Source organism: Shewanella scandinavica, assembly GCF_031932065.1.
Classification (GTDB): domain Bacteria; phylum Pseudomonadota; class Gammaproteobacteria; order Enterobacterales; family Shewanellaceae; genus Shewanella; species Shewanella baltica.
Genome location: NZ_JAUOES010000011.1, coordinates 148,227 through 163,200, shown reverse-complemented (window position 1 = coordinate 163,200; position 14,974 = coordinate 148,227). Strand labels below are relative to the sequence as shown.

Genomic DNA, 14,974 nt, shown 5'->3' with positions numbered 1-14,974 from the left:
CATCGCCCACATCGGTATCCGCAGCCGCAAAGGTGTAGCTGTACGCCGCATCTTGAGTGGCGGCAATGATAGCTGTTGAACTAATCGTCGGCGCATCGTTGACGTTAGTGACCGTGATGCTGAAGCTTTGCTCTGCCGTTAAGCCGTCCGTGTCGGTGACTTTCAGTGTCACCGCATGGCTGCCCACATCGGCATTGCTTGGCGTACCACTTAACAATCCAGTAGCCGCATTGAAGCTCAACCAGCTTGGTTTAGTCACCGCGCTTAAGGTTAAGGTGTCGCCCACATCAGTATCACTCGCCGCAAAGGTGTAGCTGTACGCCACATCTTGGGTGGCGGCAGTGATGGCCGTTGAACTGATGGTCGGTGCGTCATTGACGTTGGTGACCGTGAGATTGAAAGCGGGCAGGCTCGCACTGAGCACTCCATCACTCACACTGATCACTATTGCCGTCGTCACACCGACATCCGCATTCGTTGGCGTACCGCTTAATTCCCCTGTTGCCGTATTAAAGCTCGCCCATGCAGGTCGATTCGTAATGTCAAAGAGCAGGCTATTACCATCCGCATCTGCACCTGTTGGCACAAAGCTATAAGGTGCACCTTGAGCCACATTCGTCGCGGGTATTCCCAAAATAGTCGGAGCACTATTCACCACAACCTCGAAGGTTTGAGTACTAGTATTACCCGCACCATCTTCGAGCGTAAGGGTGATGGTACTGGTACCCGAGCCAAGCGCAGTCACAGTCACACTTCTGTCGGCATTGCTTCCTGCTAATACAACATCCGCCAGTGGGACCACTGTGGTATCTGAACTCGCTGGCGTCACAAGAATATCCGTCACAGCGGTTACATCATCGGCAATAGTAAACGCGAGCGTAGATGAACTCTCGCCAGGTTGAATGTTTTGATTATCAATTACTGAGGAAGTGGGCGCACTCGTATCAATAGTCACAGATAGAGCGCTCGATGCGACACTGCTATTTCCTGCGATATCAGTAGCAACCGCTGTGATGCTATGGGTGCCCGCACTCACGTTGGTCGCACTAACGCTCCAATCACCACTGCCATCCGCATTGACAGTGCCAAGCTCACCATCAAGTTGGCTGCTAAGGACGACACTGGCACCAGCCTCTGCGGTCCCCGTCAACACGAGTGTTGTATTCTTGGTGATATTATCCGCGAAACTCGTCCCCGAATCGCTTGCTGCATCCAGATCTGGCGTAGATGGAGCAGCTGGCGCCGTTGAGTCTTGAGTAATAGTAGGGACATTCTGGGGTGCGGAAACATTGCTCGCTGCATCGCTGGCAATCACAACGAAATTATTGTCGCTGTCCGTCGATAATGAGGCACTCAGAGTCCAAGTGCCCGCGACCACTATAGTGTCATCCAACACAGTCGCGTTATCGGCAACACCGTCATTATCCACATCGGCATAGAGGCTGATTGTCACCCCATCGTCAGGGTGCGTTCCGCTGATCAATGTCGTTGCCAGATTGGTACTTATAGTGCCAGCAGGCGCAGTAACAATAGGATCGACGGGAGCCGTCGTATCGACAATCACATCGACACTGCTCCACTGGCTGTAGCTTAAGTCGGCATCATTGCTACCCGCATCCCGCATAGTGTCGCCATTAAGTGCTATGCCATTGGTATCGACAATTAAACCACTCGCCCCCGTGTTATCACCCGCTTGGACTGTATATCTATAGGTCAGCACACCGCCGGTAGCAGACACGAATACCGCTTGACGAGCCACACCATCGATATCGAGCGACAGTGTAGAGAGTGTGCCAGAAACAGTCACATCCTCGGTCAAGGTGACAGTGATATCGATAGTGCTGCCGACACCATAATGCCCATCGCTAACGGCGACGACATCCACTGTAGGCACTGTGGCATCTTTCGATATGGTATCGGTCACGGCGGGGCTAGAAACATTACCCGCCGCATCTGTCAGGGTCAGGCTCACTGTCAAAGTGCCATCCCCTAAGCCACTCACATCTATATTGATGAGCTGTTGTGACGCACTCACGACGGCAATAGTGCCAGTGACAGGCGTGCCTGAACTGCCGGTAATAGTGTAATTTGCGCTGGTTCCCACCTCCGCACTCGCTAAGGTCAGGCTAATCGCATTTTGATTTGCCTGAGTCACCGACGTCTGGTCAAAACTGACGCTCGAAATAGTTGGTGCATCCGTATCGACCGAGTGTGCGGTGCCGGCACTATAGGCACCGAGTGCATTACCCGCATCATCGACAATATCACTCGCTGTGTGGCCGACCTTCAGACTACCCGTACCCGATATGCCATTAACAGTGACGGCAATACCGGTTCCAGAGCTAGCGGAAACGCTCGAAATAGTACCAGATACGGTGCCTGTGCTCACCAGGGCAAAATCATCCGTCGTCAGGCTATTCACCGATTCGCTAAAGGCGAGGTTGAATATCACACTGGCATCCGCCGCGGCACCTCCTGCAGGGGCCGAGCTGGTTATCGAGGGAATTTGTGTATCGAGCGTAAGCGCAAGTGCCGTCGACACCGCGCCAGTATTGCCCGCAACATCGGTCGCAGTGGCCGTAATATTATGCGCTGAATTACTGGTTAATAGCGGCGTGGTAAACGACCAATTTCCAGAACCATCTGCCGTTGTTGTACCCAATACACCATCGATGCTGCTCGTGAGCGTCACAGTACTATTCGCCTCGGCGCTGCCTGTGACTGTCGGGGTGGTATCGCTGGTTAAATTATCTGTACTGATGATCCCGGAATCGGAAGCCGTGGCAAGATCCAGCCCCGAAGGTGCTAAAGGCGCATCGCGATCGACAGTATGACTTGCACCACCGGTATAAGCGGCGGTATAGCCGTTGGTTCCATTACCGTTACCGGAAGCATCTTGGATATTGGAATTCGCCTTGACATCGAGTCTCAGGCTACCCGTGCCGCTCACAGTATTCACAGTCACATCAACACTGTTTCCAGATGCCGCAGAAACGCTGGCAATACTGCCACTGGCCGAGCCTGTTGCCGTGAGCACAAAATCATCGGTAGATAGATTGCTCGCTATCTCATCAAAACTCACAGTGAACACTAGACTAGCCGCATTCGCTGCGGGCGATCCCGTCACGACAATCCCAGTCACCACCGGTGGTGTAACATCGGCAACGGTAAAGTTCCAATCGGTTTTATTGCTAATCCCAGCGTAAAGGTTACCCACCAAGTCGGTAATAGCCCCATTAGCGATTTGAATGTAATAACTGGTGTTTTCAACTAGATTCGCGGTTGGGTTAATAGTCAACATGCCACCAGCTGTACTTAACTGTCCCGCATGTGCAGTCACATCAATGGTCGCTACGGCCAGATCATCGGCGTCGTAGATCACTATATTGCCGGTACCGAGTTGAATATCTTCATTCATAGTCAGCACAAAATTGGCACTAACTGCCACCCCAATATCGCCATCTAGTGGGTTAACACTCTGTACTGTTGGCGTGGCTGTATCTATCGCATAGTTATTGGAATCCGTTGTGCCTGTGCCTGCATTACCAGCCGCATCGGCCACCCCAGTGTTATCCAATGTAATGATGTTGGTTGCATCCGTCACACTGGCGGTTGGCGTCAAAGTCGCCGTCCAGGTAATGCCCCCGTCACCGCTGCTGACCACAGTTAAAGTGCCGTTGGCAATAGTCAGATCCGCATTGGTAAAACCAGTCACTGCCTCATTAAAAGTGAAGGTCACCAGGGACGTTTCACCAACCGCTAATGCAGTGTCCGCGACGACTATTGTGGCCGTTGGGCGTGTTGTATCTATGGCATAGTTGTTGGAATCCGCTGTGCCTGTGCCTGCATTACCAGCCGCATCGGCCACCCCAGTGTTATCCAATGTAATGATGTTGGTTGCATCCGTCACACTGGCGGTTGGCGTCAAAGTCGCCGTCCAGGTAATGCCACCGTCACCGCTGCTGACCGCAGTTAAAGTGCCGTTGGCAATAGTCAGATCCGCATTGGTAAAACCAGTCACAGCTTCACTAAAAGTGAAGGTCACCAGGGACGTTTCACCAACCGCTAATGCAGTGTCCGCGACGACTATTGTGGCCGTTGGGCGTGTTGTATCTATGGCATAGTTGTTGGAATCCGTTGTGCCTGTGCCCGCATTACCAACCGCATCGGCCACTCCAGTGTTATCCAATGTAATGATGTTGGTTGCATCCGTCACACTGGCGGTTGGCGTCAAAGTCGCCGTCCAGGTAATGCCACCATCCGATGAACTCACCGCACTTAATGTTCCATTCGCGATGGTAAGGTCCGCATTGGTAAAGCCGGTCACTGCCTCACTGAAAGTAATGGTGACCAATGACGTTTCACCAGCACCCAAAGCTGTATCAGCAACAACCAGTGACGCGGTTGGCCTTGTACTGTCAATTGCATAATTGTTGGAATCAGTTGTGCCTGTTCCCGCGTTACCTGCTGCATCTGTGATGCCAGTATTATCCAATGTGATGACATTAGTAGCATCGGTAATACTGGCCGTCGGTGTTAAAGTTGCAGTCCAAGTAATACCACCATCACCAGAACTCACCGCGCTCAGTGTTCCATTGGCAATCGTTAAATCTGCGTTAGTAAATCCTGTCACCGCTTCACTGAAAGTAATAGTGACCAACGAGGTTTCACCAATCGCCAGTGCAGTACCGGCAACCACTATTGAGGCTGTGGGGCGAGCAGTATCAATTGCATAGTTATTGGAATCAGTCGTTCCGCTTCCTGTATTACCAGCAGCGTTTTGTACACCGGTATTAGCTAGAGTGATGACATTGCTGGTATCCGTAATACTGGCTGTGGGTGTGAAGGTGGCCGTCCAAGTAATGCCGCCATCACCAGAACTCACCGCACTTAAGCTTCCATTAGCAATGGTTAAATCAGCATTGCTAAATCCAGTCACCGCTTCGCTGAAGGTGATTGTGACTAACGAAGTTTCACCTGCTGCAAGAGCTGTATCAGCAACGACAATTGATGCCGTAGGGCGCACAGTGGATATGGCGTAATTGTTGGAATCAGTAGTACCCGTTCCTGCGTTGCCTGCAGTATCGGTCACACCAGTGTTATCAAGTGTGACCAGGTTAGTGGCATCCGCAATACTGGCTGTCGGCGTCAATGTCGCCGTCCAAGTGATGCCTCCATCGCCAGAACTCACCGCACTCAAAGTACCATTCGCAATCGTTAAATCGGCGTTAGTAAAACCTGTCACCGCTTCACTGAAGGTGATTGTCACCAGAGAGGTTTCACCGGCTAACAAACTTGTATCCGCCACAACCAGCGAAGCCGTTGGACGCAGGCTGTCAATTGCATAATTATTGGAATCAGTAGTTCCGCTTCCTGCGTTACCTGCTGCATCTGTTACACCGGTATTATCCAAAGTGATCAGGTTGGTGGCATCGGTAATACTGGCGGTAGGAGTCAATGTTGCCGTCCAGGTAATGCCGCCATCACCAGAGCTCACCGCACTCAAAGTACCATTGGCAATGGTTAAATCGGCGTTGGTAAAACCAGTCACCGCTTCACTGAATGTGACGGTGACCAATGAAGTTTCATCTACAGCCAGTGCGGTATCAGCAACCACTATTGAAGCAATGGGACGAACCGTATCGATTGCATAATTGTTGGAATTAGTAGTACCTGTTCCTGTATTGCCTGATGCATCGCTTACACCCGTGTTAGCAAGCGTGATGACATTGGTGGCATCAGTAGTACTGACCGTAGGTGTAAAGGTGGCTGTCCAGGTGACACCACCATCACCGGAACTCACCGTACTGAGTGTGCCGTTGGCGATGGTTAAATCTGCGTTAGTAAATCCTGTCACCGCTTCACTGAACGTAATGGTGACCAGCGGGGTTTCACCAATCGACAGCGCTGTATCAGCCACCACAATTGATGCTGTGGGGCGGGCGGTATCTACGGCGTAATTGTTGGAGTCTGTTGTACCCGTTCCAGCATTGCCTGCCGCATCGGTCATGCCAGTGTTGTCCAGTGTGATCAGGTTACTGGCATCAGTAGTACTGGCTGTGGGAGTCAATGTAGCCGTCCAGGTAATGCCTCCATCACCAGAACTCACTGCACTCAAAGTACCATTCGCAATCGTTAAATCCGCATTGGCAAATCCCGTCACCGCTTCACTGAAAGTGATGGTAACCAGCGAGGTTTCCCCAACCATCAAGGCGTTATCGGCAACTACAATTGTTGCTGTTGGTCGCGATGTATCAATAGTGAAATTACCGGAATTGGTGGTGCCGCTTCCTGGTGTTGATGTAGCAACGCTGCTGACGCCAGTCATGTTAACCGTAAATACGTTTGTTGCATCGGTAATACTAGCTGTTGGTGTGAAAGTTGCCGTCCAGGTAGTGCCACCATCACCAGAGCTTACAGCGCTCAGTGAACCATTTGGAATAGTGATATCAGCATTGGTAAAACCGGTAACCGCCGTTGAAAATGTAAAAGTGACTGTGGAGGTTTCGCCTGCTCTCAGTGCTGAATCCGATAAGTTAACGCTGCTGAGTGTTGGGGTAACAGCAGGCGGTGTATTAACAGCGCCTTGGATGGTAAAACTTCTGAACTCAAACTTGGCGACGTCAGCCGCTTGGATACAGTTTGTACTGCAATCAAAATAAAGCTTAAAACCTGTCAGCTTAACCCCGGAAAATGCGGTTAGTTGCCCCGATTCGAAAGTAAAGGATTCATCGAAAGTACTAGTGCCATTTATTGTAGAAGAGTTGACCGTGCCCCCCCCCCGAACAATGCCCACAATCCGCACATTGGTGAAGTTATGGTTATACCCTGGGGCTTCTCCACTACTTAAGCCTGTGAGCTCAAACGCAGTAGTATTGGTTCCGTCTGCCTTTAAATAGAAATAGTGATTACTATTAATATTGGGAGTACCGGTCGAGGTATAAGCAATGCCTCCATAAATTCCAACATTCTGTATACTATTATTTCCATCCGTTGCCGTTAATCTGAAATCGGTAGTACTAAGTTCTGTAGTGAGATTTCCTGACCAACCAGAAAATGTTTTTGTACCATTCGAAGCCGCTAATACACCCGAAAAATCCCTTAACGCCTTCTCAGAAAACGCCAACGTAGATTCAATATTTCCGCGGGTAACTTCTAAATCCCAGTCGCCCTGTAATTCGGCATTACCGGTTAAATTATTGGAAGCGGCAATATCCAAACCCGTGTTATTGCTAATGATATCCAGCAGCGCTTCACCGGTTTCGTTTGCGGCCAGATCGCAACCGTAAAATAATAAATCGCCACCTTCACGCACCGCGCCTTTTAGCGCGGCAAATGCGTGCACTTCATGCTGGATTGTCTCCGGGGTAATACGTGAATTACCGAGCAAAATAGCACCCGCTTGTGCGTGGGAGACCACATGAATAGCGGCGAGATTTTTGTGTTCATCAAGTACATTAATTAATTGCGGTAATCCAGCGATAGAAGAATCTAACTCTACCAATTGAACACTAGGTTTAAGGGCGCGGCGCAGCACAGCCTTATCGGCATCAGTCACTGCACCATCAACAATCACCAGCTCACGCACAGGATGTGCACTCTGGATATCCAGTTGATCGCCAGATAAATCAATTAGATCCTGTGGTAAAGAGGTGTCTGAACGCAATAATAGATCGGTCGATGCATTTATCGATGCATTCAAATAGGATCGCTGATAACTCGGCGCTGCAATAGCACCAGCACCATAGAGTCCGAATGGTAATAACAGCGAGGAAAGCCCACTAAGCAGTGCGTGTCTCATGATAAGTGATTCCCTTCATTTTTTGCGTTAGGTGCTACAGGTTTTTTACTTGCAATAATATTGGCTGCAGTGCCAGTACTATCCAGCCAGAAGTCCATTTCTTGATACTTCATAAATAAGTCAGGCGGTAAAATACTGCGCCTACTTTTGTATTCCACTTTCCGCTTAACGCTATGCAAACCTTTGACCCCAAGATTGTGGTCAAACTCATTTTCAGCATATTCGACATGATTAAAATCGTGTTCGAATTGCGGTTCGCAAATAAAACGATAGATTAACTCCAGCGTGCGTGCCGGATGCTGGGTAAGCAGATCATAATCCACTAATAGCAAGCGATCAGAAAACTCGCCGTAATAGGCTTCCTTTAGTGCCGTCCATGCACTTCCAACCGCGCCACCAGCATTGATTAATGACTCGCAGCGGCTATACACAGTCTGGCGCGAGGCCGAATTGAACATACGGCTGTAATCAAAAGGGTTTTTACGGTAAATCACTTCAAAACTATCCATAATCCAAGCCGGATTACGCACACAACAAATCACTTTAAAATCATCAACCAACTCTACCAATTGGTGCAAACGAGCAGTCCAGTGACGGTTGGTGTCGAAAATCACCGGATGGTTTTTATCTTGGTAATAAGCATCAATTAATGCCCGACAAATGACCTTACGCTTATGTTCATCGAAAAATGAATAGGACTCACTACCCGCCCCCATTTGTTCGAGGGCGCCATTAACAAGCCCTGCTACAGGGCTACTCATAGCCGCATGAAAGCGTGGATTTTGCCGGAGTATACCTGCGAGCAACGTCGAGCCTGCACGCGGTAAACCTGAAATAAAATGTAATTTGTTTGGCATCAATGTGACTTACTAATTAAAAATATTTATAAAAAACTTCCCGACAAACATGCCGGGGATCATTCATCAATTAATTGCGTGCCGGAAATACACCATAAAGGGCAATGCAATAATTCAATGCCAGAAATGGCTGACGGTTTTCATGGGGTAGACCACCACCACTTATACCTAAAGTCTGTGTTGCCATAGCGGTATTTAATGTACCCGGCGCGGTCTGCATATAGTTGACGATACCACTGCCACCACGAATATCCTTGGCCAGATAGGTATTCGCTGCCGGAGAAGGCAAAGTCCCCTGATTATTCAAACCGGTCAGCGTGTGGTTGTGCGCTGGCATTTCAGTGGCAAGCAGCGTCACCCCATTTTCGCCAAACTGTTCGCCCCAATCCCAGGTTCTCAGCCCGGGCCCCTGACCTACGCCCGCAACGACCTGCCCCTGCAAATTAGGCAATTGGAACGTAGTTGTACCATTACCACCATAAGTAATTCCGATAATTGAAAACAACGCGGTATTACTTGCGATTGACAATGTTTGGCCATTACACAGCGCCCAATTGTGGGGAGCGAAGCTGAATGGCAACAAACGGATTTCACCAATAAATGGATCCATAATTTCGCTCCTTAATTACGCGATGGGAAAATGCCTTCAATACACATGATGTAATTTATCGCTGTGGTAGGCATGATGTTATTGTGTGGTTGTGTTCCCCCGGTGGCTTGCACACTGAGTGCATTCATAACTTGGGGATCGGCACCGCTAGTTGGCAAAGGAGCATAAATATTATCGGTATTGCTGTGGGCAAACACATTACCCGTGGGACTGGGTGATGTGGAGGGACTTGCTGTACTCGCCGAAAAACTGTGGCTGTGTGAAGGTATTTGCGGTGTTAACAAGGTCACGGATTCAACACCAAATTGCTGGCCGATAACACGGGGAGTAAGACCCGCGCCGTTGCCCTGCCCAACCGGAAGCCGGCCGCGCAAATCTGGCAGCTGGAAAGTGGTGACTCCATCGCCGCCGTATGTCGTTCCAATCAGAGCGAAAAGCGTCGTCTGCTCACTAATACTTAATAGCTGACCCGCGCACAACATCCAACCCCTCGGTGCAAAGCTACCCGCAAACAGACGGATATCACCAATATAAGCATCCATAGTGATTCTCCTCTAGTTACGTGAAGGGTAAATGCCTTGAGTGGCAATGCAATAATTCATCACCAGCGAAGGCTGGCAATTCTGATGGGGTTGGTTACCGCCGGTATTGGATACCGTTGCAGGATCCAACGCTTGCAAACTTGCAGCGGGTTCATACAAATTGACAGCGCCTGCGTTGTTCTTGGCAGCGGCAATATTATTGCCTGCAAAAAGCACGGTATCGCCCGCCGTAGAACTGGCCATCACAAGGTGATTGTGGACTGGCAGGTTGTTGGGTACTAGGGTTACATTTTCTGCACCAGCCTTGCTACCCTGTGGCAAACCCATAGCAGCATTAGGGTGAGCCGGTGCGCGACCACGTAAATCCGGCAATGCAAAGGTATTGACACCGTCTCCACCGTAGGTCGTACCCAATAATGAAAAAAGCGCTTGATTGGAATTGATTGGCAATAATTGCCCGGCACACAAAACCCAATATTTAGGTGCCCATTCGTAGGGGAGAAGCTTAATTTCTCCAAGAAAATTATCAGACATCCATGACTCCTTAATAAAAGCAAACCTGTCCAAACATCATCAGGTTGATTACACACGCTTTCCACTACCCCGAAACAACACTACCTATGGTGATGGCCACGATAGCCACTCTTGGGTAGGTGATATTTCAAAAGGTAAGAAACCCAAGCGGAGATATAACTGTTTCGCACGCATATTTTGTCGATCAACACTCAGACTCACACTCGCCTCTTTTGCTTGGGCATAGGCTTTTACCGAGTCTAAAATGACTGAACCGTAACCATAGCCACGAAATTGCGGCGCGATGACAAAGTCGACGATATGGACACCGTTAGCAGAGGGATTAAGTATGATTTTGCCAATAGAAATTGATTGATATTCAATGATTAGAGTCACAGCTTGAGGGTATTGGGCAGCGTAACCCGCTTGCTGTAAGCGGTATTGTTGTTGCACTAACAGCTCTCGTTGCTGTGGGGAAAGCGGTAATAGAGACAGTTCCGTCCTTGCAGAACAAAATAGTGCAAATACAAAAGCATCGTCATTTTTATACGCGTAACGCAATGAATAGGCTTTAGGTAATACTATGTCTTCTACCATCAAACACATTCCCTGTAATAATTAACTCTGACAGCGCTGTATAGTTCATTAATTCGCCGTGGCAGCTCGGCTCGGGGTTAACGAGCAAAACTCGACAAATCGAATGACAGGTTTAAAGAGTGACTCAGGGGAATGCGTTCGCAGAATAAAACGGCTAACTGCTTGGAGGTACATGATTGCATTTTCCATCCCTAGAATAAAAACGTTAACTTGCTGATATTTTTTAATATAGATAGTTGGCTAAAGCTAGTTCACATCACACAAAAATACAAGATTCATGTTAACTTTTAGTTTCAAAAAGGTGAAGATTAGACCAGTTACAATAACGGTGGATCTGTTCTTTTTGCTTAGCCGAAAAAAAACTTTGTTTAGATTGTGAATCTGCTACAAAGGGCTGCGTGGCTGTTTTAGAGTGTATTAACTGGCATTGTTCGACTTGACTGCACTCTTCTTGAGAGAGATCCAACGAAAACCAGTTTGCGATTTTATTCGCTATCGCGGGTAACAGCTCCTGATAATCCACGACCATCACTTGGCTACACTGACTCATCTCTAAGCCATAATCCAATAACAAGCGCAATACCTTGCATTGATACTCCAGTATCGACTCCTCCTCTGGTACTGATAATTCACGGAATAAAGGTCGAGATGGTTGTCGCACCATATGATATCCAGCAGACTTTTGCTGTGAGGCTAAGATCTCGACGGGGTCTCTAAGTAGCAATAACACAGGAACTTGAGGATAAAGTGATAGGATCAAGGGCCAAAACTGCAAATCCCACGCATTCCATTTAATCAACAAATGCTGTTCAGGATGAAACAACTGACCTTGAGTGTTAATGCAAAATGTTAAAGCCGCACGTCTTTGTGTGTCTGATAGGCTCCCGTCCAGTAACACTTGAGTCAGCAAAGGCGATTCAGATAACACCCTGCATTTAGATAACCCAGCAAAACTGCGCGACACTAAGGTAGAGCCACAGCGGGAGAGGTGAAATATGAATCCGGCAGGCTGCACTTGTTCTACTAGTCCCGAAAGATTTGGCGCAGGTAAGAGAGCGGTTTTAGGTTTGATCAAGACTGACAATAACTGACCCCGCACGGCAGAAATATGCTCCGAGTAGAATGGGTGAATCGGTTTTTCTGCGGCGGACATCCACTCTAATACTCTGCGTTTAGGGTCATAGTCTGCTGGCACCCAAAACTGGCATAAAAGGGAAAAATCTGGAGCTAAGGTTTGCCGATTCCCTGCCCACAAAATCGCCAGCAACGCCTCATCACCATAATCTGGCAAACACCAAAATCGCCGCAAATATTGGCAAAACCCAACCATAGTCGTCGCCTTGCCTAGCTCTCTCAAGGCTGCGGGGTTATGGACTAACGACCAATAGCATTGTTCTGGATTCATAAGGGATACATGTTTATGTACTGCACCATACGCGGTAGTTTAGCCCGATTCGGGCTTGCGCCATGGGGCAAGGCATGGTGCCAAATGATTAAATCACCTGCATTAGCGGCGATTGGTTTAACTGGCCAGCATGACCAATCCTGTTGCTGAAGCTCAATATCAGGCTTGCTCTGTTCGAGAAGCCACTCCTCTATCTTGAGATGAAATCCTGGGACACAACAGAATGCGCCTTGTTCCTCGCCAGTGTCGGTTAAATAAATTAACCCTTGCGTCGCAAACTTAACGGGGAGCTGTAGCGGCATATCCCAGTGCATATCAGGACCGGGGAAATGCCAAGTTGGCGTTTCTGGTGGATTAAAGCTGACTCTATCGGTTGTCATAACTAAATCCGTTTGCTGCCACAATTGTTCAAACACTTGACGAATTTTGGGGACTTGTCGATTCGCGTCCAGTTGCGGATGGCGAAACAGTTGCAGCATGATTTTCTGCATAAACTCATGAGGTTGATACCAAGTGGTGGGATCTTGTTCATTGGCTCCTAACTGCTGCCAAATAAAATCTCGAGTTGCGGCGCATTGCTCTGCCGTGAGTACTTGCGGGATCACTAAGTAGCCTTCACTTTGCCAAAAATTGAGTTGTGACTCACTGAGTACCGCAGCCGGATTTGAGTCTTCAACCTCCGCTGGATTGAAGTCTTCGACTTCTGGTACTGTGACCGATGCCGTTAATCCATGGAAAATAGCGCCTAATTGCTGATTAATCCCAGCAATATCCGCGGCTGTCAGCTTGGCGATTTGCTGAATGTAAGCAACAAAAGCTGACTGATGATCGTTTTGATATAAAGCTCTTAGACCCGGCTCTAGCCCTATTCCACAGAGATCCAGCAAGGTTTTATCTAAGTGCCATTCATTAGCCAGTTCAGTGAATGGCACTCCCCGTTTGCGTAGCTGTATCTTTTGCCAAAGCCGCTGCAAATGATAAATGCCTAAGCAGCTCAGATCGTCACTCGACACCAGCACTGGTTTTTGCTCTATAACATCAAATACAAAATCGGGATGAGTACCCTGCTCATATCGAAAAGCAAGGCATGAGAGTGGCTTAAGCCAATGTTCACGTCGATATCGAGGTAACGTGAGTTGAGATTGGTATTCGCTCAGCATGGAATTACCATAGACTTGAATGGAAGTCGTGAACTTAAGCGTTACCGCACTCGGGCTGAAATCGGGGAGCAGTAAAGTACCAGCCAAGAAGCTACGATCTCCATCGGCAAGTAAGCGTGCTGTTTGTAGGTTGAGCGCGAATAACGGCCCTAAATAATGCGTCTCCACAAAATCCTGCACAGTACGACACTCAAGCCAAGCTTCTAACTCAATATTTTGCGGGATGAGCACACCATCATCTGCAAGATACGCCTGTAAATGGGTAAAAATTTGCACTTGCGGCTCCTGTTGCAACAAGTGCTTCATGGTTTCGGAAAGAATCACATCAAACTTTACGACTGTATTTGGCTGCCAAAGCGTGGCATCCGCACAGACACTCTCCACCACACGATCAGCCAAATCAAAGTGTTCAATAAGCTTAGTGACTTTATCTAACGAGGCTTGATGAATGTCGAGCAAGGTCACTTGAATTTGACTCGCAGAAAATAACGGCAGCAGAGGTAATAATAACCAAGCAAAAGGCCCTGTCCCCGCATATAAGATGTTCACAGTCTGCCCGGGATGAGCCTTTAGACGATCTTGTATTGCTTGATAAATCCCTTGTATAAAGACTCGGCCCCGCTCGGGATCTTCGGCACACTGCGCTGCGGTAGTGAGTGACACCGCCTTACCAAAAGGCGTATGGCTCGCCTCAGTATCCAAAAAAGACTCGGGGTGTAACTCCACTGCCGCTATTTGGCACAACTGCTTCAACATGGGATCAATGAGCCGTTTAGACTCCCCTGCTGAGGTCGACAGCAGTAGCGAATTAGCAAACTGAGTTAATACAGCTACATCCAAACTATGCCCTAATTCAAGCTCCGATCTTTGCAGCATCGATTAACTCCCTTAACCAAGTATTGACCTCGCAATCAATCACTAAATTGATCCGCGCATCCTGCCCTTTATTTTCAACCCAATGGACTTGGTCGGCATTGATATACCAAAGCTCTCCGGCCTGCATGGGTACACGTTTATCGTCCACGTAAAAGTTGAGTTGCTCATTCGTTTGCAGTGGCAAATGTAATCTTGCCTCGCCTTGTTCTAGGCAGAGTCCTTGATCTCTATGGGGCTTTATCTCTGCCCCCGCATGTAAGCGCATCAAGCGCACGGATTTCACCGGACAGGCTAAAGATTTGATCACACTGAGTAGCGCAGAGCTAGATTCGAGGCAAGGCAGATCTTGCCAGTACTCCTGTGTAGCTATGGAGAAGGCTTGCAAGATAGGATGCGCGGCTTGATACTCAGCGGCGCAGCGCAAAGCGAGCACATCCCAACCGCCCTGATCCCCTTGACGATAATCACGCTGATTTACGTGGGGTAGCCAGTCTTGCAGCAGCAAAGCATTAAGCTCTTGCTGTAAACTTAGGGAGTTTGGAACTTGAGCTAATAGGGCAAAAGAACAGATATCCATATCCAACCGCTTAATTTTCAGACTAAAAATTATTAG

General features: G+C 48.5%; 9 protein-coding genes. All 9 read right to left on the bottom strand.

Translation table 11 applies throughout. The annotated features are described in order from the left end of the window. The coding region (locus Q4Q50_RS12025; RefSeq protein WP_311899486.1) for an Ig-like domain-containing protein at positions 1 to 7,801 on the bottom strand (7,801 nt) is incomplete at its 3' end. Beyond that, positions 7,798 to 8,658, bottom strand: a complete 861-nt coding sequence (locus Q4Q50_RS12020; RefSeq protein ID WP_311899485.1) for a sulfotransferase — start codon at positions 8,656 to 8,658, stop codon at positions 7,798 to 7,800. The genes Q4Q50_RS12025 and Q4Q50_RS12020, both read right to left, overlap by 4 nt. Positions 8,659 to 8,728: 70 nt before the next feature. Continuing rightward, positions 8,729 to 9,268, bottom strand: coding sequence for a phage tail protein (locus Q4Q50_RS12015; RefSeq protein ID WP_263185007.1), 540 nt, complete (start codon positions 9,266 to 9,268; stop codon positions 8,729 to 8,731). An 11-nt stretch (positions 9,269 to 9,279) separates the two neighbouring features. Further along, entirely contained in the window at positions 9,280 to 9,810 is a 531-nt protein-coding gene (locus tag Q4Q50_RS12010; RefSeq protein ID WP_311890582.1) for a phage tail protein, read from the bottom strand. A 12-nt stretch (positions 9,811 to 9,822) separates the two neighbouring features. Next, positions 9,823 to 10,344: a phage tail protein gene (locus tag Q4Q50_RS12005; RefSeq protein WP_311899482.1), complete on the bottom strand. Its 522-nt coding sequence runs from the start codon at positions 10,342 to 10,344 to the stop codon at positions 9,823 to 9,825. Between the two features lie 84 nt (positions 10,345 to 10,428). Further along, positions 10,429 to 10,920 carry a GNAT family N-acetyltransferase gene (locus Q4Q50_RS12000; protein WP_311890580.1) on the bottom strand — a complete coding sequence of 164 codons (492 nt, stop codon included), beginning with the start codon at positions 10,918 to 10,920 and terminating at the stop codon, positions 10,429 to 10,431. Positions 10,921 to 11,200: 280 nt separating this feature from the next. After that, positions 11,201 to 12,325, bottom strand: a complete 1,125-nt coding sequence (locus tag Q4Q50_RS11995; protein WP_311899481.1) for a sulfotransferase family protein — start codon at positions 12,323 to 12,325, stop codon at positions 11,201 to 11,203. Further along, on the bottom strand, positions 12,322 to 14,361 hold the full coding sequence (locus tag Q4Q50_RS11990) for a phytanoyl-CoA dioxygenase family protein (protein WP_311899479.1): 2,040 nt from the start codon (positions 14,359 to 14,361) through the stop codon (positions 12,322 to 12,324). Before Q4Q50_RS11990 ends, Q4Q50_RS11995 begins: the two co-directional genes overlap by 4 nt. Further along, positions 14,339 to 14,938, bottom strand: coding sequence for an aspartyl/asparaginyl beta-hydroxylase domain-containing protein (locus tag Q4Q50_RS11985; protein ID WP_311899478.1), 600 nt, complete (start codon positions 14,936 to 14,938; stop codon positions 14,339 to 14,341). Before Q4Q50_RS11985 ends, Q4Q50_RS11990 begins: the two co-directional genes overlap by 23 nt. Positions 14,939 to 14,974: the final 36 nt, after the last annotated feature.

Coding starts and splice junctions, on each gene's coding strand:
- Q4Q50_RS12005 (WP_311899482.1), bottom strand. CDS start 10,344: ATGTCTGATAATTTTCTTGGAGAAATTAAGCTTCTCCCCTACGAATGG.
- Q4Q50_RS12010 (WP_311890582.1), bottom strand. CDS start 9,810: ATGGATGCTTATATTGGTGATATCCGTCTGTTTGCGGGTAGCTTTGCA.
- Q4Q50_RS12000 (WP_311890580.1), bottom strand. CDS start 10,920: ATGGTAGAAGACATAGTATTACCTAAAGCCTATTCATTGCGTTACGCG.
- Q4Q50_RS12015 (WP_263185007.1), bottom strand. CDS start 9,268: ATGGATCCATTTATTGGTGAAATCCGTTTGTTGCCATTCAGCTTCGCT.
- Q4Q50_RS12020 (WP_311899485.1), bottom strand. CDS start 8,658: ATGCCAAACAAATTACATTTTATTTCAGGTTTACCGCGTGCAGGCTCG.
- Q4Q50_RS11985 (WP_311899478.1), bottom strand. CDS start 14,938: ATGGATATCTGTTCTTTTGCCCTATTAGCTCAAGTTCCAAACTCCCTA.
- Q4Q50_RS11995 (WP_311899481.1), bottom strand. CDS start 12,325: ATGAATCCAGAACAATGCTATTGGTCGTTAGTCCATAACCCCGCAGCC.
- Q4Q50_RS11990 (WP_311899479.1), bottom strand. CDS start 14,361: ATGCTGCAAAGATCGGAGCTTGAATTAGGGCATAGTTTGGATGTAGCT.